This is a genomic window from Candidatus Hydrogenedentota bacterium, assembly GCA_019637335.1.
Taxonomy (GTDB): Bacteria; Hydrogenedentota; Hydrogenedentia; order Hydrogenedentales; family JAEUWI01; genus JAEUWI01.
Genome location: JAHBVV010000030.1, coordinates 1 through 26,454, shown reverse-complemented (window position 1 = coordinate 26,454; position 26,454 = coordinate 1). Strand labels below are relative to the sequence as shown.

Annotated in this window: 23 protein-coding genes; 3 read left to right on the top strand and 20 right to left on the bottom strand. The window is 64.4% G+C overall.

What is annotated here, in order from left to right; translation table 11 throughout:
- Window positions 1-31: 31 nt before the first annotated feature.
- From bshA to raiA, 13 genes are all read right to left on the bottom strand, one after another.
- The gene (gene bshA, locus KF886_22880; GenBank protein ID MBX3180204.1) at window positions 32-1,183 is read right to left on the bottom strand and encodes an N-acetyl-alpha-D-glucosaminyl L-malate synthase BshA; all 1,152 of its coding nucleotides are present in this window, start codon (window positions 1,181-1,183) and stop codon (window positions 32-34) included.
- Window positions 1,180-1,896, bottom strand: a complete 717-nt coding sequence (gene bshB1 / locus KF886_22875) for a bacillithiol biosynthesis deacetylase BshB1 (GenBank protein MBX3180203.1) — start codon at window positions 1,894-1,896, stop codon at window positions 1,180-1,182. Before bshB1 ends, bshA begins: the two co-directional genes overlap by 4 nt.
- Entirely contained in the window at window positions 1,893-3,452 is a 1,560-nt protein-coding gene (gene bshC / locus KF886_22870; GenBank protein MBX3180202.1) for a bacillithiol biosynthesis cysteine-adding enzyme BshC, read from the bottom strand. Before bshC ends, bshB1 begins: the two co-directional genes overlap by 4 nt.
- 2 nt (window positions 3,453-3,454) lie before the next feature.
- Entirely contained in the window at window positions 3,455-4,204 is a 750-nt protein-coding gene (locus KF886_22865) for a class I SAM-dependent methyltransferase (protein ID MBX3180201.1), read from the bottom strand.
- Window positions 4,205-4,295: 91 nt separating this feature from the next.
- A complete protein-coding gene (gene pyk / locus KF886_22860) occupies window positions 4,296-5,807 on the bottom strand; it encodes a pyruvate kinase (protein ID MBX3180200.1) in 1,512 nt (503 codons plus the stop codon).
- Between the two features lie 3 nt (window positions 5,808-5,810).
- Entirely contained in the window at window positions 5,811-7,121 is a 1,311-nt protein-coding gene (locus KF886_22855) for an aspartate kinase (GenBank protein MBX3180199.1), read from the bottom strand.
- A 97-nt stretch (window positions 7,122-7,218) separates the two neighbouring features.
- Entirely contained in the window at window positions 7,219-8,916 is a 1,698-nt protein-coding gene (gene rseP / locus KF886_22850) for an RIP metalloprotease RseP (GenBank protein MBX3180198.1), read from the bottom strand.
- A gap of 4 nt (window positions 8,917-8,920) precedes the next feature.
- Window positions 8,921-10,084 (bottom strand): 1-deoxy-D-xylulose-5-phosphate reductoisomerase, encoded by a 1,164-nt coding sequence (locus KF886_22845; protein ID MBX3180197.1) that lies wholly within the window; start codon window positions 10,082-10,084, stop codon window positions 8,921-8,923.
- Window positions 10,085-10,086: 2 nt separating this feature from the next.
- Window positions 10,087-11,868, bottom strand: coding sequence for a phosphoenolpyruvate--protein phosphotransferase (ptsP, locus tag KF886_22840; protein ID MBX3180196.1), 1,782 nt, complete (start codon window positions 11,866-11,868; stop codon window positions 10,087-10,089).
- An 11-nt stretch (window positions 11,869-11,879) separates the two neighbouring features.
- Window positions 11,880-12,152, bottom strand: coding sequence for an HPr family phosphocarrier protein (locus KF886_22835; GenBank protein ID MBX3180195.1), 273 nt, complete (start codon window positions 12,150-12,152; stop codon window positions 11,880-11,882).
- Window positions 12,153-12,213: 61 nt separating this feature from the next.
- The gene (locus KF886_22830) at window positions 12,214-14,352 is read right to left on the bottom strand and encodes a DUF1926 domain-containing protein (GenBank protein ID MBX3180194.1); all 2,139 of its coding nucleotides are present in this window, start codon (window positions 14,350-14,352) and stop codon (window positions 12,214-12,216) included.
- An 89-nt stretch (window positions 14,353-14,441) separates the two neighbouring features.
- Entirely contained in the window at window positions 14,442-15,344 is a 903-nt protein-coding gene (hprK, locus tag KF886_22825; protein MBX3180193.1) for an HPr(Ser) kinase/phosphatase, read from the bottom strand.
- Window positions 15,345-15,488: 144 nt separating this feature from the next.
- Window positions 15,489-16,061: a ribosome-associated translation inhibitor RaiA gene (gene raiA / locus KF886_22820; protein ID MBX3180192.1), complete on the bottom strand. Its 573-nt coding sequence runs from the start codon at window positions 16,059-16,061 to the stop codon at window positions 15,489-15,491.
- Between the two features lie 262 nt (window positions 16,062-16,323).
- On the opposite strand from raiA, the gene KF886_22815 reads away from it, so the two are divergent.
- Complete coding sequence (locus KF886_22815; GenBank protein MBX3180191.1) at window positions 16,324-16,821, top strand: hypothetical protein; 498 nt, start codon at window positions 16,324-16,326, stop codon at window positions 16,819-16,821.
- 22 nt (window positions 16,822-16,843) lie between these two features.
- Here the strand turns inward: KF886_22815 and queG are convergent, their stop codons facing one another.
- The 4 genes from queG to KF886_22795 are packed head-to-tail and all read right to left on the bottom strand — an operon-like array spanning window position 16,844 to window position 21,416.
- Window positions 16,844-17,785 carry a tRNA epoxyqueuosine(34) reductase QueG gene (queG, locus tag KF886_22810; protein ID MBX3180190.1) on the bottom strand — a complete coding sequence of 314 codons (942 nt, stop codon included), beginning with the start codon at window positions 17,783-17,785 and terminating at the stop codon, window positions 16,844-16,846.
- Window positions 17,782-18,510, bottom strand: a complete 729-nt coding sequence (locus KF886_22805) for an SIS domain-containing protein (protein MBX3180189.1) — start codon at window positions 18,508-18,510, stop codon at window positions 17,782-17,784. The genes queG and KF886_22805 overlap by 4 nt, the downstream gene beginning before the upstream one ends.
- A 13-nt stretch (window positions 18,511-18,523) precedes the next feature.
- On the bottom strand, window positions 18,524-19,954 hold the full coding sequence (locus KF886_22800) for a dicarboxylate/amino acid:cation symporter (protein MBX3180188.1): 1,431 nt from the start codon (window positions 19,952-19,954) through the stop codon (window positions 18,524-18,526).
- Window positions 19,955-19,964: 10 nt separating this feature from the next.
- Window positions 19,965-21,416 (bottom strand): DUF342 domain-containing protein, encoded by a 1,452-nt coding sequence (locus KF886_22795; protein ID MBX3180187.1) that lies wholly within the window; start codon window positions 21,414-21,416, stop codon window positions 19,965-19,967.
- Window positions 21,417-21,736: 320 nt separating this feature from the next.
- On the opposite strand from KF886_22795, the gene KF886_22790 reads away from it, so the two are divergent.
- Both KF886_22790 and KF886_22785 read left to right on the top strand, forming a co-directional pair.
- Entirely contained in the window at window positions 21,737-22,336 is a 600-nt protein-coding gene (locus tag KF886_22790; GenBank protein ID MBX3180186.1) for an RNA polymerase sigma factor, read from the top strand.
- A complete protein-coding gene (locus tag KF886_22785) occupies window positions 22,336-23,349 on the top strand; it encodes a hypothetical protein (protein MBX3180185.1) in 1,014 nt (337 codons plus the stop codon). The genes KF886_22790 and KF886_22785 overlap by 1 nt, the downstream gene beginning before the upstream one ends.
- A gap of 10 nt (window positions 23,350-23,359) precedes the next feature.
- Here KF886_22785 and thiF read toward each other — a convergent pair whose 3' ends face one another.
- The 3 genes from thiF to KF886_22770 form a co-directional block, all read right to left on the bottom strand.
- Window positions 23,360-24,181 carry a sulfur carrier protein ThiS adenylyltransferase ThiF gene (gene thiF / locus KF886_22780; GenBank protein MBX3180184.1) on the bottom strand — a complete coding sequence of 274 codons (822 nt, stop codon included), beginning with the start codon at window positions 24,179-24,181 and terminating at the stop codon, window positions 23,360-23,362.
- Between the two features lie 10 nt (window positions 24,182-24,191).
- Entirely contained in the window at window positions 24,192-24,962 is a 771-nt protein-coding gene (locus tag KF886_22775) for a glycosyltransferase family 2 protein (protein ID MBX3180183.1), read from the bottom strand.
- Between the two features lie 87 nt (window positions 24,963-25,049).
- A complete protein-coding gene (locus KF886_22770; protein MBX3180182.1) occupies window positions 25,050-26,048 on the bottom strand; it encodes a DUF1080 domain-containing protein in 999 nt (332 codons plus the stop codon).
- Window positions 26,049-26,454: the final 406 nt, after the last annotated feature.

Here is a 26,454-nt window from a genome sequence, read left to right as displayed (position 1 = left end):
CAGACCAGCCCCGTTCCCGTTTGTCGCGGCGTCAGGCTGTGCGCGCCGCCAGCGCACTCCCCCGCCGCATCGCAAGCACTTCCTCGTACACCGCCTCGTACTGCGCCACCATGTCGTCCCGGCGGAACCCGGACAGCGCCCGCTCCCGCCCCCGGCGGCCCATTTCCTTCGCCTTCGCCTCGTCCGTCAGGATCTCGAGCGCGCACTGGGTCATTTGCTCGATGTCGCCCACTTCACAAAGATAGCCTGACACCCCGTGCTCGATGACTTCAACAATGCCGCCGCTGGCGGTCGCAATCACCGGCACCTCGCAGGCCATGGCCTCCAGTGGCACCAGCCCGAAGCTCTCGTGTTCGCTTGGCTGGATGACGAGATCCGCGCAGGGAATGATCGATTCGATGTTTTCGTAGTTGCCCAGGTACTTGATCTTATCGGATATGCCCAGCTGCTTCGCCACGCCCACCGCCGCCATGCGCTCCGGGCCTTCGCCCACCATAACCAGCCGCGCGTCGATCCGGTCCAGGACGCGCTTGAACACGCGCACCACATCCGTCACGCGCTTCACCGGGCGGAAGTTCGAGATATGCATAATGATCTTCTCGTCGCCACACCCGAGCTGGCACCGCTTCACCGGCGTCGTCGAAAACTTGCTGTGGTCCAGAAAGTTGTAGATCGTCTTGATCGGGCGATCCAGCTTGAATTCGCGCATCGTTTCGTCGTTCAGCCATTGCGACACCGCCGTAACCGCGCAGCTCCGCTCCATAGCGAACTTCGTAACGCGGAAGAAGGACGGATCGCTACCCACCAGCGTGATGTCCGTGCCGTGGAGCGTCGTGACAATGCCGAATTGCTTGTCCGGAGGCAGCATTTCATTCGCGAAAATCGCCGCCGCCGCATTGGGGATGGCGTAGTGCGCGTGCCACACGTCAATGCCGTATTCTTCGGCCACGTCGCTGATTTTGGTCGCCAGCGCAAGGGAATACGGTGGCGTGCGGAACAGCGGGTAGCTCACGGAGTCCACATAGTGGAAAAAGAGATTCTGCCGGTACTCCTTCATGCGGAAGGGCGGCTCCGACGTGACAAAATGAACCGTGTGGCCGCGTTCGGCCAGGGCAAAGCCCAGTTCGGTCGCCATGATGCCGCTACCGCCGGCGCTCGGATGGCAGGTGATTCCTATCTTCATGGAATATTCTCCAGTTCGGGCGGCAAGTCCATCGCTACAGGGATTGTGCCATGAAGCGGCTCGCCATGCGAAACCCCGATGCGGCCGCCCCAGTACGCTGCGCGCACCGCGATACGCTCCCAGAAGGCCTTCGAGGCGACCAGGGTCTCCGGGCCGGGATAGTCCGGATTGTAGAATTGCGACCGAAACGCCCGCACCGCCTCCAGCTTTTGCGCGAACACCCGCGATATATCCACCACGCGGGTGGGCTCGGGGCCGAAATCCTCGTAGGCGTGGTAGTAGTAGATCGTTCCGGCCCGGTACGCCGGTTGCCCGGTCTCGATGCCGTGCACCCCCGCAAAAAAGTTCGCGTCGCGCACCAGGTCGTGCGCCGCCGTGTGGTCCGGGTGCCGGTCCGGCGTCATGGGCGCCAGCAACACCTTCGGGCGCAGCGCCCGGATTGTCCGGATCACGGCCAGCCGCTGCTCGGGCGTGTTGGCCACGCCCCCATCCGGCAGGCCGGCGTTCCGGCGCTCGCAGACCCCCAGTAATCGCGCGGCTTCCGCCGCCTCCGCGGCCCGCTCTTCCACCGTCCCGCGCGATCCCAACTCGCCCGCCGTGAGATCGAGAATCGCCGCGCGGCGACCAGTCGCCGCCACCTTGCACAGGAGCCCGCCGACGCCCAGATCCGCGTCGTCCGGGTGCGCCCCGATCGCGAGCACGTCCACGGTCATAATTCCACCTCCTGCACGCCGTGATTCGCGGGATCGAGCTCCCGGATCAGGCGCGGAACCAGGCCCCAGCCGTGCTGGAAGACCCAGGAGAAAATCGTATAGCAGCGTTCCTGCGGCTTCCGCTCCGGAGCCAGTTCCGCCGACAGGCGATCCAGCTGCGCGCGCACCGAGGCCGTACGGTTTTCGTCCGCGCGTAGCAGCGTGCGCTCCAGGTGATCCAGCCCCCGCCGCACCTGGCCGCCAAAGGACCCCGCCAGGTCGCCCGCGGCTTTGCCCGCGCGCCCCAGCGCCCCGAAGTCCCGCGCCATCGCATCCAACTCCGCCTCCAGGGCCGCCCGGTGGCGCGTAAGCACCTCAAGCGCGGGATCCGAGCCCGAGGCGCGGAGGGCGCGCTCTTCACGCCCTCCGGGCGATTCCAGGAAATCGTCCGGGCGGAACCCGTACTTCTTCAGCAGCTTGTTGGTCTTCAGGGTGGTCAGCACGGCCCGCGAACGCGGGTACACCACGGGCATCGGCACGTCGAAGTGCGCGAAGAGCCCCTTTAATTGCCCCCAGTAGGCCAGTTCCCCGGGGCCCGCCACGTAGGCGCGCGCCGGGAAGAGGTGCTGCTGCACGATACAGCGCAGCGCCACATTGGCCGTGAAGCGATCTGGCGCTGCGTCCAAAAGCGACAGCATTGTGTCCGGTGTAAACGCGTCGCCCGTGTCCGGCAGCAGAAAACGGCCTTCCACATACCGCACCCGACATCGCTGTCCGCCGTGCTCCAGGAAGAAATTGCAGGCGTCCTCCGCTTTCACCACCTGCGCGCCATATCCGGCCGCGTCCAGCAACGCGCCGCCCTCGTTGACGCGGGCGGTGCTCTCCAGCGGCGATTCGATCTCGCGCTGGAAAACAGGGCGCGCGGCGGCGCGCGCGGCGGGGAGTTCGGGCGTGAAAAATACCAGCGGCGTGTCGCGAAACAGGCGCGCCATCAGCCGCGCGTGCCACTCCGAGAGATTCGCGGAGGCCTCCAGGCTCTTGTGCAGAAACGCGCGTACCTCCTCCGTGAATTCCGAGCCGGTAGCCACGCGCGCGGCCTCGTCCACCAGCCCGTGCAACGCGGGATCGACCGGGATCTGAAATATTGAGCGCGCACCCGCGCTAGCCAGGGGGGCCAGCGCCAGCGGGACCGCCGTGTGTGTCTTGCTCAGCAGATGCACGCGGCGAATCTCGTCAAAATCGTGATCGTCGCCGCCTACCCAATACACGGGCACGAATGGCGTCCCCGTCTCCCGCTGTAGGGATTCCGCCAGGCGGATCGCGGTGATTGCCTTGTAGATCGTGTAAAGTGGGCCCGTGAAGATGCCCGGCTGCTGGCCGGTGATAATCACGCCCTCGCCGCCCTCGACCTGCGCGGTTCCGCCGATGCGCGCCTGGTATGCCCGCATCTCCCCGACAAGCGCCGCATCCCACGGGCGCGCTGGAATCGGATGGCTCGCGACTGACTCCGGCCCCGCCGCATACGCGGCGCGCAGTTCGGGGGCTCCGGCAAGATAGGAATCGAGCAGCCCCGCCATGATCAGGACCGCGTCCCGACCGCGATCAGGCGCGGCCGGTCATCGCCGGCGGGATGCCCCCCGTAGTCGCCGTAGAGGGCCTCGACATGCAACCCGGCCTGCCCCAGAAGGCGCACCAGCTCGTCGGGACTGTACAGGCGTACCGACTCGGACGTTTCGCTCAGGGTGTGGCCGTCGCGCAGCACCCGCATCGCCTTGTTCACGCGCCGGGTTGCCGGATCGATCCAGCGACGCTCGATAATCTCGAGGTCCTCCGCGCGCCGCCGGCTTTCCGGCTCCAGGTTCGCCGTGACGTGCGCCGGATTCAGGTAGTCCATGAAAAAGCGCCCGCCGGGCTTCAGCGCCGACGCGATCCCGCGCGCCACCGCCTGGTTCTCCTCGTCGCGGGTGAAATAACCAAAGCTTGTAAAGAAATTGGCTACCGCGTCGAACGCGCCCGCAAACGGGATGGCGCGCATATCCGCCCGCACCAGAAAACCCTCCCCGGCCAGAAGCCCGCGCGCAAGATGGAGCAGGCTGGGAGAGTAGTCGAGCCCGGTCACGTGGGGGGTATGCTTCAGCAGGTGCACCATGTGCCGCCCGTTGCCGCAGCACAGGTCCAGCACCGAACAAGTCGTGCACAGCCGCAACTGGTCGATGGCGAATGCGGACTCGTCGGTCGCGGCTTCCACCGTGCGGTGCGCGTAGACGACGGGGTACAGCGCGTCAAACGCGGAGGCATACCAGTCTTCGTCGACCGTGGTGTGTGGCATGGCTGGGTTCAGATACTCCTCCGGCGGACTCGGGTTACTCAATGGGCCGCCCGCCCTTCCGGAGTGCATTCGCGAAAACCGTTTTTCCAGTTCATTCCCCGCCGCATCGGTTTCCCGGGTTTTCCGTTTCGTCGCCGATTGTGTGCAGTTTCAACATGTTGGTCCGGCCGCCGACGGCCAGGGGCGTGCCGGCGACAATTAGAATGGTGTCCCCGCATTCCGCGGCCTCGTGGCGGAGCAACTGCTCCTCCACCTCGTGCACCATCACCTCGATCAGGTCGAAATCCTTCGTCAGCACGCCGGAGACGCCCCAGAAAAGGGCGCACTTCCTGCAGGTGACCGGGTTGTTCGTAATCGCGGTTATGCGCACTCCCGGGCGAAAGCGCGCAATCGCGCTGGCCGTGTAACCCGTCGAAGTGAAGCAGACGATCCGGTTGATATCCAGGCTTTCGGACATCCGGTATACCGCCTGGCCGATCGCGTCCGCGTATGAGTTGTGATGGACGCCCGCAAGACCTCTCCGGCGCTTCGCGAGGACATCCCGGCGGAGATCGCGCATTCTCCGGTCCTGCACGCGATCCCGCATCTCGTCATCGGTCTTGCGCGCCACCCGCGCCATCACCGAGCAGGCCTCGATCGGATAGCGGCCCGACGCCGTTTCCGCCGACAGCATCACCGCGTCCGTGCCGTCGTAGATGGCGTTGGCCACATCGGTGACTTCCGCGCGGGTCGGGCGGCCGCACTCGACCATCGATTCCAGCATCTGGGTGGCCGTAATCACCGGCACGCCAAGCTCATTACACGTCTGAATCAGGCGTTTCTGTATCGACGGGACCTCTTCAAAATCCACCTCGACCCCGAGATCGCCGCGCGCGACCATCACACCATCGCTCAGTGTGGCAATTTCTTCGAACTCTTCCAATGCCTCCGGGCGTTCGATTTTCGCCACGATGCCGATCGGGCTGTTGGACTCCGCCAGCAGCGCGCGAAGCCCGCGAATGTCGTCCGCGGAACGCACGAAGGAAAGGGCGATGAAGTCGGCCTCTTCCTCGATGCTCAACGCCACGTCCAGCCGGTCCTTCTCGGTGAGCGAGGGCTCCGCGATTTGAACGCCGGGCAGGTTGATCCCCTTGCTTTCGCCAAGCTCGCCGCCGCGCACCACGCGGCAGTGGACATCGCTCCCCGCAACGGACTCCACCGCGAGCTCCATCGTCCCGTCCGAAAGCAGGATCCGATCGCCGGCCTTCACATCGTTGGGGAGATTCTCGTAGGTCGTGGAAACCCGTTCGCGGCTCCCAATGATCTCCGTGGAGGTGATCGTAAACGGCGCGCCCGGCTCCAGCGTGATCCGGTGCGGCGGCTCGAGTTTCCCGGTGCGGATCTTCGGGCCTTGCAAATCCATCAGAATCGCGATGTTCGCGTTCTTCCGCTCCGCCACCTCGCGGATTACGTGAATCTGCTTCCGGTGGATTTCGTGCGACCCGTGGGAGAAGTTCAGGCGCGCCACGTTCATGCCGGCGTCAATCAGCTTCTCGATCATCTCGGGGGTTCGCGTGGCGGGCCCGATAGTGCACACGATCTTGGTGCGGCGGTGCATTGACATACACTAATCCCAGGTTATAAACGCGTCGTATATCGCCCGGACGGCCGGCGCCAGGGCCTCTTCTTCCACGCCCACTATAATATTCATTTCCGAGGACCCCTGATCAATTACCCGGACGTTCACATTCGCTTCCGCAAGCGCCGTGAAAAGGCGGGCGGCCACGCCCACGTGGTGATTCATCCCCTGGCCCACCGTCGCGATAATCGCGAGCCCGTTCGTCAGGCAGATGCTGTCCGGCACGCAACGGCGCTCGATATCCTCCACCAGCTTCTCCCCGGCCTCGCCAAGTTCTTCGTCGCGGATGATCAGCGACATCGTGTCAATGCCCGTGGGCATGTGTTCCCAGCCGATCCCATACTCTTCCAGCACGGTGAGGACGCGCCGCCCGAAGCCGCGCTCCCGGTTCATCAGCGCCTTCTCGATGCTGATCATGCTGAAGCCGGATTTCCCCGCAATACCGCAGAGCGGGTGCGTGCTGACGCGCTTCGCTACAATCCGCGTGCCCGGGTTCTCGCGCTCCCGCGTGCTCCGGATCTGGATAGGGATCCCCGGCTCGCGGACGGGGTAGATCGCTTCGTCGTGGAGCACCGACGCGCCCATGTACGAAAGTTCGCGGAGCTCCTGGTAGGTTACTTCGTCAATCCGCCGGGGCTTCTCCACGATGCGGGGGTCCGCCATCAGGAAGCCCGGCACATCCGTCCAGTTCTCGTAAAGTTCCGATCCGGTCGCCCGCGCGACGATCGATCCGGTCACGTCGCTCCCGCCCCGGGAGAAGGTCTTGATTTTGCCATCCGGGCGCGCGCCGTAGAATCCGGGGATTACGAAAAGGCCGTCGCCGGAAAGGCGCTCCCCGAGTAACGTGTAGGTCGCCGGGTCGAAGTCTCCGCTATTCGTGAAGCGGATATAGTCCGCCGGGTCAATAAACACCGCGTCCAGCAGCAGCGCGATCAGGCGCCCGTTCAGGTATTCACCCCGAGACGCCATATAATCCGCGCCATTTTCATTGTCAGCGTGGCCTGCTATCTCGTCAAGCTGCGCGGCGACGTCAAACTCCACACCCAGCTCGCTCGCCAGCGTCTCGAAGCGCTCCTGAATGATGCGCCGGGGCTCCGACGCGTCCAGGCCCTGGGAGGCGATGCTGTGCCACGCGTACAACAGGTCCGTCACCTTCTTATCGCCATCAAAGCGCTTTCCCGGCGCCGACGGCACGACAAAGCGGCGCGCGGGATCCTCCTGCACGATGGAGGCCATAATGCGAATGTTCTGGGCGTCGGCCAGCGAGGTGCCGCCGAACTTGCATGTTACTTTTCTCACGGGTCGGGTACTCCAGGAGGCTGCGGGCGCGCGCGCAGGTCCGCGGTGCGGCGTTACGCCCGCTCGGAACGGAAAACGAACTCGGGTACTGCGGGAATCAAGGCAACAGGTCGGAAATCAGCCGGCCAACGTCGTTCCACGTGACGTACAGCATGAGGCCGATGATCAGGAACAGGCCGGCGGTCTGGTAGCGCTCCAGCACCACCATGCTGATCGGCTTGCGGCGGATGGCCTCCAGTCCGTTGATGAGAATCTGTCCGCCATCGAGCACCGGCAGCGGCAGCAGATTAAACACGAACAGGTTGATGCTGATGAGCGCCGTGAAGAAAACCAGGCGCCCGAAGCCCATCTGCGCGGCGTCCCGCGTCACCTGAAAGATCATCACCGGGCCGCCCAGGTCCTTCGGGCTCACGTCGCGCACTATCAGGCCCTTGATCGTCAGCAGCGTCGTGTGGACGGCCTGGTAGCTCTTCCGGAACGCCTCGGGGACCACCTGGGACGGGGGCACGCGGTGGAATACAAACTCCGGCGCGATCGCGATGCCTATCGCGCGCGCGTCGTCAACCGGAAGATCGAGCGTGAGTTGCGCCCTCCGCTGGAGCAGGCCAAACAGGATCGACGGGCGCTCCACTTCCACCTGAAGCGTTTCGCCCGGACTCTCCATCACGAGTTCGGACAGGGCTTCGTAGCCCATCGGGCGCCCGTTCACCGACACGATCCGGTCCTTGCGCTGCAACCCGGTTTTCTCGCTGAACGACTTCTCAATTAGGGCGACCATCGGGGCCGAGGATTCGGGTTCCGGGTCCTGTGTGGGCGCACTCAGCGCCATCGACTTGAACTTGCCCACCGTACGCGGGGTCAGCGTAAGGTGCAGGGTTTCGCCGCCGCGCGCCACCATCAGATCCAGCGATTCACCCTCCGGAAAGTCCTGGGTCAATTCGATAAACGTCGTCCGGTCCACGATCTCGCCATTGGCCCGCGTCACGATGTCGTCAGGCTGCAGCCCCGCCTCCGCCGCCGGCGTGTCCTCCAGGATATTCGCCACAAGTACCGAGGAGAACGGCTCCACCCCAAACCGGGGGTACTTGTCGCCTTCATTCCGGGCTGGCGTCACCGCGCAGGAGTAGCGCGTCGACGTGCCGTCCGCGTGCGCCCGCTCGATCAGGAATTCGTGCGCCCGCCCGTCGCCGTGAAGCGTTGCGTTCATGGCGAGATCCGGGATGATGTTTTCGATCGGCGCCCCGTTCATCCGCAGGATCACATCGCCTGTCTTCCAGCCTACTGCGTCCGGCTCGCCTTCCCGCGCCACCGTGTCCTGGCCCTCCGGAACTTCGTACAGCGCAGCGGATGCCGCGGGATAGGCGGAATCCACCTTGCCGATCCGCGGCTCAAGCATCGATTTCGGCACTTCCTCGCCGATCGCGGCAAGCAGCCCATACAGCACGACCGCAAGCACGAGATTCGCCAGCGGACCCGCCACCAGCACCACAAGGCGCTGCCAAACCGGCTTATTGCTGAACCACCGCTCCGGCGGCACCGTCCCGTAATCCTTTTCGCGTTCTTCTTCGGTTAGCGGCGCGTCTTCCTGGCCCGCCATCTTCACGTAGCCGCCAATTGGAAGTGCGCCGATGCAGTAGTCCGTCTCGCCCCACTTGAAGCCGGCGATCCGCGGCGGCATGCCGATACTGAAGCGGTCCACGTAGATGTTGCACGCTTTGGCCGCCAGAAAGTGGCCCAACTCGTGGACGAACACCAGAAAGCTCAGCACGAGCAGAAAGATCACGATACTCGACATGAATTTAATGTCCTAATTGTTTCACGGCCTCGCAAGCGCGCGCCCGCGCCTCCGCATCGGCCGCAAGAACCGCATCCAGGCTGTAATCCTGGTGTATGGTGCTGCCCGTATAGACCCGGCCCACCACTTCGCTGATGTCGAGGAAGCCCAGGCGGTGGCCGCAAAAGGCTTCCACGGCCACCTCATTGGCCGCGTTCAGTATGGCCGGCGCCGTCCCGCCCGCGGCCGCTGCGTTGCGCGCGTAGGCCAGGCACGGAAACGCGCTGAAATCGGGCGCGTCAAATGTGAGCGCCTTCAAGGCGGTCAGTTTCAGCCGTTCCATGGGTAATTCTACCCGTTCAGGGTGCGTTAGTGCGAACAAAATGGGAAAGCGCATGTCGGTAACGCCCAGATGGGCCAGAATATTACCGTCCTTGAACTCCACGAGGCTGTGAATAATGCTCTGCGGGTGGATCACCACGTCGATCTGGTCCGGCGCCAGGTCAAAAAGCCACATCGCCTCCACAATTTCCAGCCCTTTGTTCATCAAGGTTGCGGAATCGACGCTGATCTTGGCGCCCATGTCCCACGTCGGATGCCGGGTCGCCTCCGCCGGCTTTACGTCCGCCAGGCTGGCCCGATCGCGCCGGTAGAAGGGCCCGCCGGAGGCCGTTAAATGTATGCAGCGGATGTCCCCGTGCGCGTGCCCCATCGTGCACTGGAAAATCGCGTTGTGCTCGCTGTCGACCGGCAGCACCGCCACCCCCCGGGCCGCCGCGCGCTCCATCACCAGCTTCCCCGCCATCACAAACGGCTCTTTGTTCGCCACAGCCACCCGGTTCCCGGCGTCTATGGCCGCCAGCAGCGGGGGGAGCCCCACCGCGCCGACCATTGCGCACAGCACGGTATCCGCCGGGATGCGGGCGAGCTCATCCAGCGGGGAAGGGGCATCGATTATCGTGACGCCCAGGTCCATCGCGGCCAGGGCGCGCGCCGCGTCCGGATCGCTCATCGCGGCGTAGCGCGGCCTGAACTCCCGAATTTGCTCCGCGAGCAGTTCGGTGTTTCGGCCGGCGGCCAGGCCGACCACGTTAAACTGGCCGGGATAATGGCGCACCACATCGAGCGCGCTGCGGCCGATCGAACCGGTGGACCCGAGAATGGTTATGTTTTTCGGCGGTCCCGGCACGGTTATTCCTGCGCGGAAGCCGAGCCGGAGGCGGCCCGGGCCGCGCGCGAGATATAGTGCTCCGCCGCGCGCCGCTCGCTGTAGCGCGATTTCAACAGGGCCTTGATTTCGTCCGCGGTGCCCAATTCCAACACCTTCTCGCCCAGCGCGCGCGCTTCCTGGTAGTCGATTTCCGCGATCTCTGCGCGCACCAGCGGCAGCGACACGGAAGACATGCTTAACGCGGTGACGCCCAGGCCGATCAGGACCTCCGTATACAGCGGATCCCCGGCCATTTCGCCGCACAGGCTGCACGGGATACCCGCCTTTGAGGCGGCGTTGCACGTCCACTTAATCATTCGAAGCACCGCCGGATGGGCTGGTTCATAGAGATGCGCGATTTTTTCGTTGACCCGGTCAACCGCCAGCGAGTACTGGATCAAGTCGTTGGTCCCGATGCTGAAGAAATCGCATTCGCGTGAGAGGAGGTCCGTCAGCGCCACCGCCGAGGGCACCTCGATCATCGAGCCGATTTTTATGCCTGGATCATACTCCAGCCCTTCGGCTTTCAGATCGTCCTGCACCTCGCGCAGCACCTGCTTCACCTTGCGCAATTCCTCCACGCCGCTGATCATGGGGAACATGATTTGAATGTTGCCCAGCGTCGACGCGCGCAACATCGCGCGCAACTGCGCCTTGAAAATGTCCTGGCGCTCCAGGCAAAAGCGGACCGCGCGCCACCCCAGCTGCGGGTTCTCCTCCTTCGATATTTGCAGGTGCGACACAAACTTGTCCCCGCCGATATCCATCGTGCGGAGCACCACGGGGGCCGGGTGCATGGACTCCGCCGCCTGCCGGTAAGAGGCGTATTGCTCCTCTTCCGTCGGCAGGGTATTCCGGTTCAGGAAGAGATACTCCGTGCGATAGAGCCCCACGCCCTCCGCCGCCAGGCGCAGTTCCTGGTCCAGCTCGACCGGCAATTCAACGTTGGCCAGCGCCGGGATCGCGACCCCGTCCCGCGTCCGGGATTCGCCCAGATCGAGGGCCCCGCGCAGCGCGTCCCGCGCGGCAATCTGGCGCTCGCGCTCGGACTCATAGTGCGCCAGGGTGTCCGGGCCCGGATTGGCGATGAACATGCCCGCGCCGCCATCCACGATGACCTGGGCGTTTTGGTCGATGTGCGCCGTGGCGTAGCGCAGCCCCATCACGGCCGGAATCTCCAGCGCGCGCGCCAGGATGGCCGTGTGGGAGGTGGTGCTGCCCGAATCCAGCGCCAGGCCCAGCACGTGCTCCTTGTCCATCGTCACGATATCCGACGGCGAAATTTCGTGGCAGACAACAACCGCCGGCGCAAAGAGATCGCGCAGGGTTCCGCGCTCGTCGTCGAGCAGGTTGCGCTGGAGGCGATCGACCACATCCTGGAGATCGGTCGCGCGCTCCCGGAAACGGGCGTCTTCCACGGAGTTCATCACATCCGTGTAGTGGCGCCGGAGATCATCGAGCACGTACTCCACGTTCAACTGTTCGCTGCTGATGCGGCTCTTCACCTCCTCCAGCAACGTGACATCTTCGAGAAGCAGCAGGTGCGCCTTGAATATGTCGGCGTGCCCCTCCCCGAGTTCGTCGGCCGTCTTCGCGTGCAGGCCCTTGAGATAGGATCGGGTCTTCCCGATGGCATCCTCCAGCCGCGCCAGCTCCTCGGCCACGTCCGATATCTCGTATTTCGGGATATCGAAACGCTGCGCGCCGAATACCGCCGCCGGCCCGATCGCGATGCCGGGCGACACGCCTATCCCTCGGAGCACCGTCTCCACGCCTAGTTTTCTCCGAACCCCGCCGCAAACAGCGATCTTACCGCGTTCATTGCCGCTTCGGCGTCCGGGCCCTTGCACGTTACGGTGAGGCGGCTGCCCTGCGTCGCGGCCAGGGTCAGGAGCCCCATGATGCTCTTCGCGTTCACGCGGCTGCCATTGAATAGAACGAACACGTCGCTCTCAAACGCAAGAACGCATTGAACCAGCGAGGCCGCCGGCCGCGCGTGAATGCCGAGTTTATTAATCACCAGGAGTTCTTCCGAAAATTCCTGCATCGTCGTCTAGCCATCCTATTGCTGTCAATTTCCGCCTGAATTCGCCGCCGGGCGTCCGGCCTCAGCCAGCGGGCGCGAGCCAATTCACTTCAAATGCCAGCGCCCGCGACAGGCGCGCGCCCGGCTTCAACGTCACCGGCCAGGCCACCGTCACCACGCTGCCCTGATACACGCGCTCCTGCCCGCACTCGGACTGGCTCACCGTCTCCAGGGGGAAGGCGAGAAAACTTCCGGGCTCGGATAGTCTCCATCCCACTTCCAGCCGAAGCCACTCATCCCGGAGCGAAAACTGCCGGAGATCGCCCTCCCGAAGGCGGGCGCCCAGCATCGGGCGTCCCAGATCACGTTCCGGCGTATAGTAATATCGGTCGGGCGCGCCGCCCGCCAACAGGTTTGCGGAAAACTCAACCCCGAAGATTCCGCAAAAGGCGCTCGCGCCATCATACGATATATCATACGCTATTTCGGCGCGGGATTCACGGGGCGAAAGCGCCACCGTCTTCCGGAGGCGGAGCGGCTGAGGCCCGTCGCATTCGACGGCCCCGTCGGCCCACAACGAAAGCTCGGTGCCTCGAAACGAGGACGCGTAGTCCGCCTGTGCAAAATTGCCCAGATCGGCGGTTTCGTTCCGGTACAGGGCTTCCACGTCCAGATCCCGCCCGTAAAAGTGATCCCGAAGGCTGGCGCGGCGGTACGCGTCGTAAAAGAGAATCTGATCCAGGCCGCGTTCCTTCGATTGAAAGTGGTCGTGGATACTCCGGACGCGCCCGTCCCCCTCCTCCTCGCGCTCCAGCCGCAGTTCGTCGTGGTACGGTTCTTCCCGGCGCGTCAGCGTGTTGAGAATGTTGAAGGCGCCGGGCTTGAAATCGAGTTCGAACAAGGTCCCGCCATCGTGCGGGCTCACAAAGGCCGCCAGGGTGTCCGTCTCCAGCACGTGTTCCGGGCGCCCGTCCCCATCGAAATCCAGCGTTGACACCACCACCGAACCCGCCGGGCCGCCCAGCGCGTCCAGCGCCCGATCCGCGGCGATGAGCTTTTCGTACACCGCGGAACGAAGGTGGTTCAGGTACAGGCCGCCGAATTGGCCGTGCCAGTAGGCGCAGTTGCACTGGCCCTGGTGCAGCAGCCGCTCCGCTTCGTCGAGGTGCGGGCTGCCCGCATGGCTGCCCTGGAGCGCGTAAAGGCGGCGGCTCACCCGAAGCATGCGCTTCTGCATCGTATTGGCCTCGGGGTACTTCGTCAGGAAATTCCGCCAGAAACCGCCCCGGAGGAAAGGGCCGCACTGCGCGTCCAGCTCGGGCATCCGGGCGAGGGATTCGCGCGCCGTCTTCAGGCCGCGCTGCCGGTAGGCGGGCAGGGCCCACGTCATCATTTCCTGGTAGGAGGCGCACGTGAGGTAGGTGCGTCCGAGCGGACGGTGTTTCTTGATGTACTCCGAGTACGTGACGCTCTGGATCCACTCCTTGTTTTCCGTCAGCGCCGTGAAAAACTCTTCCAGCCAGCCCTCCTCGTACACGCTGTGGTGCGTCCCCGGCCATGTCCCGAATTTTTCCCCGTCGTCGTGCAGCACCGCGCAGCGCGATCCGTCCTCCGTCGCCCGCTCGCGGAGGTATTCAATCGTTTCCTCCACCGGGTGGAAGGGGACCAGATATCGCAGGCGTTCCAGAATGGGAAAGACCCGGATGGCCGCGCCTTCCTCCTCGGTCATGTAGCAGCCGTACATGTCCTCGGGCTCCAGCCCCGAACACAGAAAATGGGAGTCGTCCAATGCCGCATACTTGACCCCGGCCTCTGCCAGCACACGCGCCATATGCGGCTCCCAGACCCGTTCCGCCAGCCACATACCCTCGGGTTCCGTCCCGAAATGCTCGCGGCAGAAGGCCTGCATCCGCCCGATCTGGGCGAGCGCGTCCCGCTCGGGAATCGCGCAAAGCATGGGCTCGTAGTAGGCCCCGCCCATGATCTCTACCTGGCCGCGCTCCACCAGTCCCCGCAGGCGCGTCACATACTCCGGCTGGTGCGCCAGGAACCAGTCCCAGAGGGGGCCGGTGTAGTGCAGCGTGACGCGCACATCCGGAAAATGCTCCAGGACATTTACGAAGGGCAGATAGGCCATGTCGTAGGCGTCCTGGAACACAAAATCGAAGTTGCCCACGGGCTGGTGTGAATGGCAGCCCAGAATCAGGTTGATGCGCTTCATGACGTTCCCGTTTCGGTTACAGGGTTGCTCGGGTGCTTGTCCCCGCGCCGGCCGCACTGCTTCGTTCCGCCGTAACGCACGGCGCCCCCTCAGCTGCTGCGATCGTTGATGATACCCAGAATGCGGTTGTTGAACTGCTCGGCCGGGTTCATGCCCAGCTCCTTGAGGCGGTGGTTCAGCGCCGCCACCTCGATGATGATGGCCATGTTCCGGCCCGGCCGCACCGGGATGCGCAAATGCGGGATGCGCACGCCCAGGATGTCCACATGCTCCTCCACCAGGCCTGTCCGGTCATAGGCCGCGGACTGATCCCATTCCTCCAACTCCACGATCAGGCCGATGCGCTTGATATTGCGCACGCAACCCACGCCGAACACCGCTTTCACATCGATGATGCCGACCCCGCGGATTTCCATGTGATGCTCGATGACCGGATTGGTCTCGGCGTACAAATTGTCCTCGCGGAGCCGCTTGAGGGCGACTACATCGTCCGCGATCAGGCGGTGGCCGCGCTCGACCAGTTCCAGCGCGGTTTCACTCTTGCCCACCCCGGGCGACCCCACGATGAGGCAGCCCACCCCGTAACAGTCCACCGCGGTCCCGTGCACCACCGTCTCCGGGGAGAATTCCTCCGCCAGGAAGAGGATGATGCGGCTGATGACTTCGTCCGTCGACCGGGAGGTCCGGAGGACCGGGACCCCCCGCTGGTTGCAGAGATCGAGGAACACATTCTGCGGCGTAAGGTTTCGTGAAAGCACGAAAATGGGGATTTCAAAAGAAAACATTGCCGCCAGGCGCCGTTGAAGCAGCGCCGGCGGCAGCTTTTCCATAAAATGGATCTCGGTGTTGCCCAGGAGCTGGACGCGGTCGTTCGCGAAATACTCCAGGTAACCGCTCAGCGCCAGGCCGGGCCGGTTGATGTCCGAGGTGAATACTGGACGCCCGATTCCCTGGTATCCCGCGATGACCTCAATGTCCAGGTCGTCGGTCATCCGGTCCAGGATACGCGCCACCGGGATGCTGCGCTTCCGGTTGAGTGGCAGATCCTGTGTGTCCATGGAGAACCTTCCGGGTATCAGGGCGCGCTGAAACAAAAAAACGGGCCAATGCAACGGCACTGGCCCGCGACCTGGCCGCTAGAACTTCGGCTCAATCAATCCGTACGTTCCGTCATTGCGCGAATAAAGTACATTGACTTCCGACGTGTCCGCATTCGAAAAGACGAGGAAGGGCTGGTCTTCCACCAGCTCGAGCTGCATCATCGCCTCGTCGATGCTCATCGGCTTCATCGAGAGCTTCTCCCGAAGCACAACACGGTGGGTATCGTGGGTTTCCTCCGGCTGGGGCTCGGTCTCGTGGCCGTCCGGAGCCGCCGAGAGGATGGCGTGGTGATAATCCCGGGCCTCCCGCGCGGTGCGCGGCTGGTGCCGGTTGATCCGGTCCTTGAATTTCCGGATTTGCTTCTCAAGCTTCGCCATGGCCGCATCCACCGACGCGTACATGTCATTCGAAGCTTCCTTGCTGTGGATTCGCACGCCGTTCGCGTGAACATTGACTTCGGCGATATGTCGGTGCTTCTCGACATCCAGCACCACATCGGCATCGAACGTCTTGTCGAAGTGTGACGCCACCTTTTCCAGCCCGTTCTGAATATAGGCCTTCAAGGCATCGGTCATTTCCATATGCCGTCCGGTCACCGTTACGTTCATTGTGTAGTTTTCCTCCATCGCTCTACTACCAAGCATGGGTTGATCATAGCACTGCCGCCGAAAGCCTGTCAAAACAGAAGTGGGGCGGGCATTCGTTCCAAGATACTGTATTTCAGGGTGATACGCCGCCCCGGAGCGCGAATTGGGCACGGTCCGTGCCGGGCGATAAAAGATAATTCTTGTGATTTAGTCAAGAATTTACTATACTGCAGGCACGCGCCCCAGCGTGGGTTGTTACCCCGAAGGAGAGGATGCCAATTCCGTGGCGACCCAGGCTCAACAGAAACAGGAACGCATCGTCGAGGCCGTACGGCAGGGCCTCGAAGGCGAGGACGCCGTCGACTTCGTTCGCCAGAGCGGATTCGCCGTCACCGTGGCCGGGGTAGCCCGGTTGCTGCGCAAACTTGGAGGCAAAGGGCAAATCGTGGAACTGATCAAGGCCGGGAACGACAACTGGACCATTCTCCAGAGCGCCTATCCAGACGAGGAACTGGAACATATCGCGGTCCTGCCCCCGAGCCAGTGCGATCTTTTTTACGAGAACCCGTCGGCCCCGCGCGTGCCGGAGAGCCTTCTGCACCACCAAGACCTCTTCGAAAGCACGAAAATTACGTTAAAGCTGCCAAATGATTTGCTCGAAGCGTTGAAATTCGCGGCCCGCGCTGAAAAGACGACCCAGACCCAGCTGATCATCGACATCCTGACGAGCGCCATGTCGCAGATGCCGCGCCTGCCTGAGGTGGACGGCGCGGACGAATAAGGCCGGTCGTACGGCGGCAGGTTCAGGTCTTTCCGGCGTTTCGCAGAGCTATGCGCGCATTTCGTACCATCCCGCGCCATTTTGCGCGCCGGATCGCCGTCCCCGCGAAACGCGCGTCGAACCGCCGCTCATCCAGCTTGAGGAGTTCATCCAGATCCGGGCTGGTCTGGCCTGACCGGGCCGCAAAACCGGGCTCCGTGGTGGGGCGGGCGAATCGGTTCCAGGGGCATACGTCCTGGCAGATGTCGCAACCGAACACCCAGCCGGCCAGCTGGCTGTGGAGTTGCGATGGGATCTCTTCCCGGTTTTCGATGGTTTGGTAGGAGATGCATCGGTTCGAATCCACCACCCCGTCGGCCACAATCGCCCCCGTCGGGCACGCATCCAGGCACGCGCGGCAGGTCCCGCAGTGTTCCGTCACGGGCGCGTCGGGCGCAAGGGAGACTTCCGTGACGACCGTCCCCAGGAAAAACCACGATCCGATGTCCCTCCGCAGGACCAGGCTGTTTTTCCCGACCCACCCGACGCCCGCGCGCTCGGCCCACGCGCGCTCCATCACCGGCCCGCTGTCCACGGAGGCATAGCTGGGCGTCTCGACGCCAAAGGCGTCGAGAAAACGCGCCAGCGCGATAAGCGGCTTGCGCAGCACCTTGTGGTAGTCGCGGCCCCAGGCGTATCGGGCGACCTTGCCGCGTCCGGGGGCGGGATCGGGCCCGGGCTGGTAATAGTTGCGCGCCACAACCACGATCGAACGCGCTCCGGGCATCTTGTGTCGGGGATCCTGCCGCACGTTGCGGGTCCGGGCCATCCAGTCCATGTCGGCGTGGTACCCCGCGCGAAGCCACTGGCCCAGCCGGTCCTCCGGGTCCACTGGCCCGGCCTCCGCAATCCCGCACGCGTCGAAACCGAGCTCGGCGGCGCGTGCTTTCACGGCCCGCGCGCGGCCCCCCGGGAGCTCCGTCATCGCAAGTTTACCCGCGCCCCGTAGCGTTCAATCAGCGCCTGGTTCCACGCGTCGCCGCCCGGCAGGTTGGCGGACTTGAACAGCGGCGGCTCCTGCCCGGCCTCGTGAAACGCGCAGGCGACGCCGTAGACAATCTGTTGGATGATCGCCACATTCGCCAGCGTCGAGGTCGGGCCGGTGTACAGGTCGGCGCCGGGCACGCGCAGCGCGGCGTCTCCCGGCGTTCCGCAGTTGTCGATGACGACATCGCAGACCTCGAAGAGCTTTTGGTCCTGGCCCTTGCCAAATTCCGCGGCTTTCGATTGCGCCAGCGAAGTCAGGGCGACGGTCTTCAATCCGTGGCCATGGGCCAGGTGCGCCATTTCAATGGGAACCGCGTTCTTGCCGCTGTTGGAAATGATGGTCAGCACTTCGCCCGGGCGCATGTCCTGCTTCTCGAGGATGATCCTGGCGAGGCCGCAGAGCCGCTCCAGCTTCGTGCTGCTTGCGGGGCCCTCGTGCTGCATCAGGGCGGGAAAGAGAATCGCGTTGACCGGGGCCAGGCCTCCCGCGCGGTAGTAGACTTCCTCGCTGATGATGTGCGAGTGGCCCGTGCCGCACAGGTGCCACACGCCCCCGGAAAGCAGGCTGTCCGCAATGAGGCGCGTGGCGAGGGCGATGCTTTCCTGCTGGCTGGTTTCCACCGCGTCAAGAACGCGCCGGGCTGCTTCGAAAAAACTGGTCATGGCGTACTACTCCTCAGGGCGCCGCGGCGGCGGCGCGCCGCTTCTTCTCCCAGTAGTTTACGACGGTCGCGCCCGCCATGTCGCCCATGACGTTGGTGGCGGTCCGGCACATGTCCAGGATCCGGTCCACGGCCAGCACCAGGAAGATGTAATGCAGGGGCAGGCCCACCGCGTGCGCGATGATGGCCAGGGCCACGAGTCCCGCGCTGGGGATCGCGGCCACGCCCGCCGAGGCGATTACCGCCGTGATCGCGATGACGAACGTGTTGGCCCACGTCAACACCACCGGCACGTCGTCCACGCCGCCGTAGACTTGCAGCAGGAACATGATCGCCACCGCCTCATGCAGGGCGGAACCGTCCATGTTGAGGGTCGCGCCGACGGGAAGCGTGAAGTCCGCGACTTCCTCGGAGACTTCGAGTTCCTTCGTCACGCATTGGATGGTCACGGGGAGCGTGGCCGCGGACGACGCGGTGGAAAAGGCCACCATCCACGCGTCTCGGATGCCGCGGAGGAAGAACGCCGGGCGTATTCTGGCCAGGTACGAGACGATACCCACAATGAACACGGAATGCAGGGCCAGCGCAAGGACGATGGTGAGGGAATACCAGGCCAGGCTCTGGAGGGCGTCGAATCCGAGTGTCGCCATGGTGGATCCCATGAGGCACCCGATCGCCAGGGGGGAAAACTCCATGATCCACAAGGTGATTTTCATGATGATGTCGTTCATCGCCGAAAAGAGCCGCACGACCGGCGCGGCGGTTTCCCCGAGCACCAGGCAGGCCAGGCCGATCAGTACCGAGAAAAAGATGATTCCGAGCGTGTTTGCGCGCGCCAGCGACTCGAAGGGATTGGTCAGCATGGGGGAGAGGAGCTGCATCCGGATCAGGTCCAGCGGTCCAATGTCTTCCGCCGCCCGCATGTTCTGGTAGCTTGCTCCGAAGGATCCCGTGGCGGCCGCGGCCCCGTCTTTCTCCGCCAGGAAGGCCAGGTACTCGCCGCGGTGTTCCTCCGACACCGGGTCGCGGCCCGAATTTCGTGCGAACTCGGCTCTGTATTGCGCGAGTTCGGCCTCGCGGCCCGCGCGGACTTCCCGGGAGGCCGCCGTGTGCCCCGGCTGGATAAGGGAAATGAGCGTGACGCCGATGAAGACGGCCACGCAGGTCGTGCCGGCGTAGTAGAGGGCGATCTTGCCGCCGATCTGGCCGAGAGCTTCCGCGCGGGGCAGCGTGGTGATGCCGGTGATAATCGATGCCAGGATGAGCGGCGCGATGATCATTTTAAGGGCGCCGATGAATAGATCCCGTCCGATCAGGTCCATCCACCATACGCTGTGCGTGAAAAGGGCGGATTTGGGAGATGCCCCGAGATTCAATGCGAAGCCGGCGAGCAGGCCAATGATCATGGCGATGAAAATCTGGTTGTGCAGGCTGATCTTCTTCATGGTCTCCCCGTCACAGCGTACCTTGCAGGCTTTCGTTGCCCTTGAGCCGGAAAAAGGCCAGTTTGCCATCTTTCAGCCCGATTCGCAACGGGCCATCCAGCGGCTCCGGAATGCGCTTGATCTGCGCGCCCACCTGGACGAGATTGTCCGGGTAAATCTTGCCGTGGACATAGATCTGGTAGTTGGCCGTTTCCGCCGCCGCCCGCAACAGGTCGTTCAAATCGCGCTCGGCATCCTGGAACACGGTCTCGCGCTTCTGCAATTCCCCGGTCAAGGACGCCAGGCGCAGCTTCAGCTCCGGGGTCAGCGCGTGCTGCTTCGCGCGCAAGGGCGCAACGCTTTCGCGCAGCCGCATCACGAGCTGGCGGGCATTCTCCAACGCCGCCCGCTTCTCCGCCAGCACGCTTTCCTTCGTATAATCCTTGCCGGCCACGATCTCGGACGGAATGCACGCGTCGCTGCCCAGATCGCCCGTTTCCACGCCGCGCAGCGCGATTATCGAACCGCCAACGATCCGGCCCTGCTTGACGATGACCGCGCCCCGGGTGCGAATCGTGCACTGGTTGATCTCGCGGTCGACATAGACATCGCCTCCGGCCTCAATATCCACATTTCTAAGATACCGCGCGTGCACGTTCCCCGCCGCGCGGATCGAACCGCGTTCCTTGCAGGAAATGCCCCCCTGAACCGTCACGCTGCCGCCCGACTCCACCGTGGCGTCTTCGATATTCTCGCCCACGTCGATATCCCCCTGGGCGATGACCTCGGCGCCGCTCTGAATATCGCGCGTGACGACCAGCGCGCCGGGGTGGTTGATATTGCCCGTACGGAGACCGGCATCGCCCTCCACCCGGAACACGTCGTCCACGGCGAGTACACCCGCCACGAAGCGGAAACGGCCGCTGGTCTCGGCGTAGTACGCGCGCTCCGCCGGATTGTGCCGCACGTTGCGGCCCTCCCGGATCCGGGCGGGGCGCGGCGGGCGCGGCGGCACCACGCGCCCGAACACGTCCTGGCCGTTTTGCCCGAGCTGTCCGGGCAGGACTTCGGCCAGAAGCTGGTTTTCCTCCACCGAAACGTCCGCCAAACGCCGCCGGTAGTCCGCCCGCCCGGTTTCCGGGTCGACCTGGAAGCCCTTCGCGTGAAAATTGCCGTTCCAGCGGATCGACTCGTCCACGGGCGGGAGCGGCGGCGTACCTTCCAGCAACACCACGCCCTCCAGATGATTGCCCAGTGTCTGTACGGCTTCGCGGTAGCGCCGGACGGCCTCATCCAGGCGTTCGTCTTGCTCCACGCCCATCCGCGCCAGTTCGTTCCGGATGCGCGGCGTCAACAATTCCGGGTCGCGCGGGGGGACCGTGCAACTGAGGACAATCGCCATGTAGTCGTCCGCCGGCCCGAGTTCGAATTTCGGTCCGGAGGGCGCCCGGGCGCCGGCGGCTGGTTCGTTTGTCTGGCTCATTCCCTGATCCCCGCGCATGCCGTGTTACGCGATCCGGGCCGTTGCCCGTACCCGCGTTTCCGCGACCAGCGTCGCCATTGTACAACAGCACGACCCCGGCTCCCCTCCGGCGGTGGCGCTGCGGGTGATGTCCGCGCATTCCTGCTGCGGAATGCGCGCAACGACAGCGTAGCATCCGGCGCCGGAATGATTCCAATCCCCTGACGGTATTCTAACGAACGTTGAACCTGTTCGGTGGACCGGCTTTCCGCACTTGAAGCGCGCACATGGATTCGGCGCGCTCCCTTTCGCTACCATGGTTGTGGCGGAGGGGGTGAACCATGGACGACGCTTCGACGTATACGCCGGAAGGAAAGAGCGACCCAGCGGACGAGGACCTCATGGCCCGGGTGAAGTCCGGTGACGACGGGGCCCTGGAGCTATTGGTGCGCCGGTACGAACAGCCGCTGTTCCAGTACGCCCGCCGCATGCTGGGCAACGCGGCGGACGCCGAGGATGTGTTCCAGGAGGCCTTCCTGCGCGTTTTTCTGCACCGGAATCGCTTCTGGAGCGGCGCGCCGTTCAGGCCGTGGCTTTACCGGATTGCGACGAATCTCTGCAGAGACCGGTTGCGCTACCGTGCGCGGCGACGCGAGATACAGCCGGAGGCCGATGATGGGTTGCTTGATCCGATCGCGCGGGCCCCGGCGGCGGGAATCGCGCCCGACGCCGCCGCCGAGGGAGAGGAGCGCGGCCGGCGCATGCGGGAGGCGCTTGGGGCGCTCAGTTTAAAACACCGCGCGGTTTTTCTCATGGCCCATCAGGAGGGCCTTACGTATGCCGAGATAGCGCGGGTGTTGCGTATTCCGGCGGGTACCGTGAAATCGCGCATGAACAAGGCCGTGAGCCAGCTCATGGCCGCGCTGGAGTCGATAGAGTGATGGCCAGACCAATCCACTGCGAACAGGCCCGGAGCCACTTTGAGGAATTGCTCCTTGACACGATAGACGAGCGTCACCGCGCGCGCCTCCAGAGGCACTTGCGCGAGTGCACCGCCTGCCGCGAGGCCCTGGAGCAGACCCGGGCTCGAATGGCCAAACTCCACGTTCTTCCCCCGGAAGCCGCGCCGCCGGGCCTCGCCGATCGTACCCTGGCGCGGCTCCGCGAGGCCGCGCGCGCGCCTTTTGCCGGGAGCGGGCGTCCGTGGGTTCGACCTGTGTTTGCGTCGTTCCTGGTTGCCGTCGTGGCGATTGCGGTGCTTATGCCCATCTGGCGCCGTTACGAAGAATCCGCCCGGCGCGCTTCGACCCAGGGCAACATGAAGCAGCTCGCGCTGATGTTCAAGATGTACGCGGACCAGAGCGGGTCGTCGAGTTGGCCGCGCCTGGCCCCGCACGAGGACGCGTGGGCGCCGGATCTGGGCGCCTTGCGGGCGGTTGGGTTTGTCAATCCGGAACCGCTCCTGTCGGAACAACATCCAGACGTGGCGAGGCTCCGTAGAGAGCTCGAGCGGGCGTGGCGCCATGCCGAATCCGATTTCTCCGAGGTGGAGCGCCTGATGGGGGAGAGCTACGGCTACCTCGGATATACCGTGAGCAACGAAGCGGAATTCGATGCGCTTCGGAAAGCGCGTGACGGCGGCCTGCTCGGGGATGGGTCGGAATCGCTGGCCGTGCCCGGACTGGCCAAAGCGATTGCGCCCCTCCGCGAAGGGGTCGAGCGCTTCCTCATCACCGATATCAACAACCCCGGCGCTTCCGCGACCGCACAGTCCACGATCCCGGTTCTGGTGGAGATTGCGAGTTGGAAGCACAAGCACTCGGTTGCCTCCTATGACGGCGCCAGCGTATCGTACATGGACGGCCACGTGGCGTTTGTGCCCTACGGGACGTTTCCCGTGCTGCCGGCGATCCTGGACGCGCTGAGCGGAATTCAGACGGTCGCGCCGGAGTAGGGCGCGCCCCTCAGCCCGCCGGGTCTTCCCCCAGGAGGATCCGGAGCACGGCATTGGCCTGGTGGTGGGCGGCAATGCCCACGCGCGGCGCCATGAGCCCGGTGCCGGGCTGCGCCGCCGTTACGCCGTCGCCCACGAGGATGAGCGCGCGCCCGATGCGGCGCGTCTGGACGGTGTTCGCGGGCATATGCCCCGCCAGTCCGCTCGCGGCCACAAGCGGCTTGCCCGGAAACTGCCGCCCATAGCTCTCGGCGAGCATGGCCTTCTGGTCCGCACGGTCGAAAGCTTCCACCAGCACATCCACATCGGCGAAATACTGGCCGATGTTGTCCGGCTCGAGCCGGACCTGGTGGGGCCGCACGTCGACGTAGGGATTGATGCGCTGGAGATTGAAGCACATCGCATCCACTTTGGGAAGGCCAATCTGATCCACGAAAAACTGCTGCCGGTTCAGGTTACTCGGTTCCACGACGTCGAAGTCGACCAGGATCAGGCGCCCGATACCGATCCGCGCGAGCGCGATCGCCACGGAAGAACCGAGGCCGCCCACACCCGCAATGCCAACCGAGGCCGCCTTCAATCTCGCGTGGACCCCGGGGGTGTGCCGCGCCGCCATCAGCGCTTCGAGCTCCTGCTTGCGGGGAACCTCGCCGCGGCGGATGAACACGACCGCGTCGCCCTCCCGCAGGACGCTATCCTCCGCGGCCGGCGCCCCGTTGAGAATGACTACGTCCGCGCCGGGCTTGTGCTCCTCGCGCAGATCGTGCAGGGTCATCCCGGCGGGCACGTGGACCGTTTGTTCGGACAGCGTGATGGTAATCGTGTCGGGCATTGGCATCCTTCTATTGGCTGTAGCGCCCCTGCCAGTTCCGGTAGTGTATCAGGAAAACGTCCCGAAACATACGGGCTGAGTCGGTCACCGGGTTGACGCGGGAGGCCGGGCTGTTGATCCAGCGCACGGGAACCTCGCGGATGTCCAGTCCGGCGCGGGCGGCGATAAACAACAGCTCCACATCGAAACTGAAACCCTCGAGGGTCTGGCGGGGGAACACCTGCTCCGCCGCCTCCGCCGTGAAGGCCTTGAATCCGCATTGCGTATCGAGAAAAGCGGTCAGGCGGAGCAGCTTCAGGAGCCGGTTAAACACGCGGCCCAGGAATTCGCGGTAGGGCGCCTGGTGAAGCTCCACGCGGGAGTCGGGCAGGGCGCGCGAGCCGATCACGACATCCGCGCCCGCTTCGAGCGCCGGCCACACCTTTTCCAGCTCTTCAATGGGCGTCGAGGCGTCGGCGTCGTAGAACAGCCGGACCGCGCCCCGCGCCAGGCCGGCCATCCCGGCCTTCACCGCCGCGCCTTTGCCCCGGTTCTCCGGCAGCTGATGGATCCGGACGGGGATCCGGCTCGGCGTGCGCATGTTCCGCACGATGCCGAAGGTGGCGTCCGTGCTGCCATCGTCCACCACGATTATTTCAGACGAATAATCCTGCTTATCCAGATAGCGTTGGAGGTGAACCAGCGTCGCCTCAATGCGCATGGCCTCGTTATACGCCGGAATGACCACGGAAAGGCGCGGGTGCGGGTCGGGCGGCGTATTCGCGGGGGTGCGGGTCGTCATGCGAAACTCCGGGCGGGCGCTGGCCGGGCGGACAGGGAAAAAAGGCGGGCCGCGCCGCCAGCGCTGGCGCGGCCCGCTTCGAATGCGTTAGTCGAGTGGATTGACCCAGACGTTTCGGTAATTCACGTCGTCGCCGTGATCCTGGAGCATCAGCACGCCCTTCGCGGTCTCCTCGCCGCTTACGCCGCCCGGCGTGGCGCTCGGCAGCACCACGTTGTCGTGGATCGTGATCCCATTGTGCACCACCGTAATGACGGCGTCCTTCGTCTTATTGCCGCTCGCGTCAAACTCCGGCGCGCGCATCGTAATGTCGTAGGTCTGCCACTCTTCCGGCGGCAGGCTCGCGTTCACCCGCGGCACCGCCTTCTGGTAGATGCCGCCGCAGCGGTTGTCCTTCACCTCGTCCGTGAAGCTGTCGAGCACCTGCACCTCGTAGCGGCCCATCACGTAGACGCCGCTGTTGCCGCGGCCCTGGCTGCCGGGCTCTTCGCGCGGCATCAACGGGGTCTTGAATTCCACGTGGTAATGCGCGCTGCCGAATTCCTCCTTCGTGGTGATCGAACCGCGCCGCATGCCCATCGCGCCGTCGCCGATGAGCTGCCACAGCGGCTTGACCACCCACGCGTCCATGCTCGTGCCGTCCATCAGCACCACCGCGCCCTCCGGAGGGGCCTGGCCGAGCGTGGGGGAGGGCTTCTGGACCCGGTTCAAGGAAAAGGTGTGCACGCCTTCGGCGGACTTCGCCTCGCCCGAGAACACCTTGTTCTGAACGGTGGCCGTGATCGCGTATTCGCCGCCGAGGTCGTTGCCCAGGTCGATGGTTCCGCTGTAATCGATGATACCGTCTTCGATTTTGCCCCGGCTCCGGCCCTCGATTTCGACCTTGGCGTCGCCCACCAGAATCTTCGCGACATGTTTTCCACTGCCCAGCGCCACAATCTGCGCCGCCAGCGGCATCACCTCGCCCGAGGGCGACTTCGCCGATCCCTCAAAGTTGCCCTGAAGTTCGATTTCCACCTGGCTCGCGGCCAAGGCGGGCATCGCCAGGCCCAGGGCCAATGCCAATGACAAAACGGTCTTCTTCATTTCGGGTTCTCCCATGAAAACGGTCCAAGAAACGCGTCCCACACCCATGTGGGCGGGTTCGGTGGAAGTATGGCATATCGTGACTGGGAATTGCAGGGTTGGGCAAGCAAGCCACTATCGCTTTCCCCGACATCCCCCCGCTACGCTTGCAGCCCCTGCCGTCCCTGCCCTCCCAGCTGCCCCCAGCCCCCAGCCCCCTGTCAACCGTCAACTGTCAACCGTCAACCGTCAACTGTCAACTCTCAACTCTCAACTCTCAACTACCCCCCCCTCCGGGTGCCACGGCCAAGCGGCGCGGCCCCAGCCGCGCGGTAGCTTGACCGTGCCCTAAAGCCTCCAGCCTAAAGCCTCCAGCCTCCCCAAAAACTGCAACGCCCCATCCCTATAAGTAGGTGATTGACGGGGA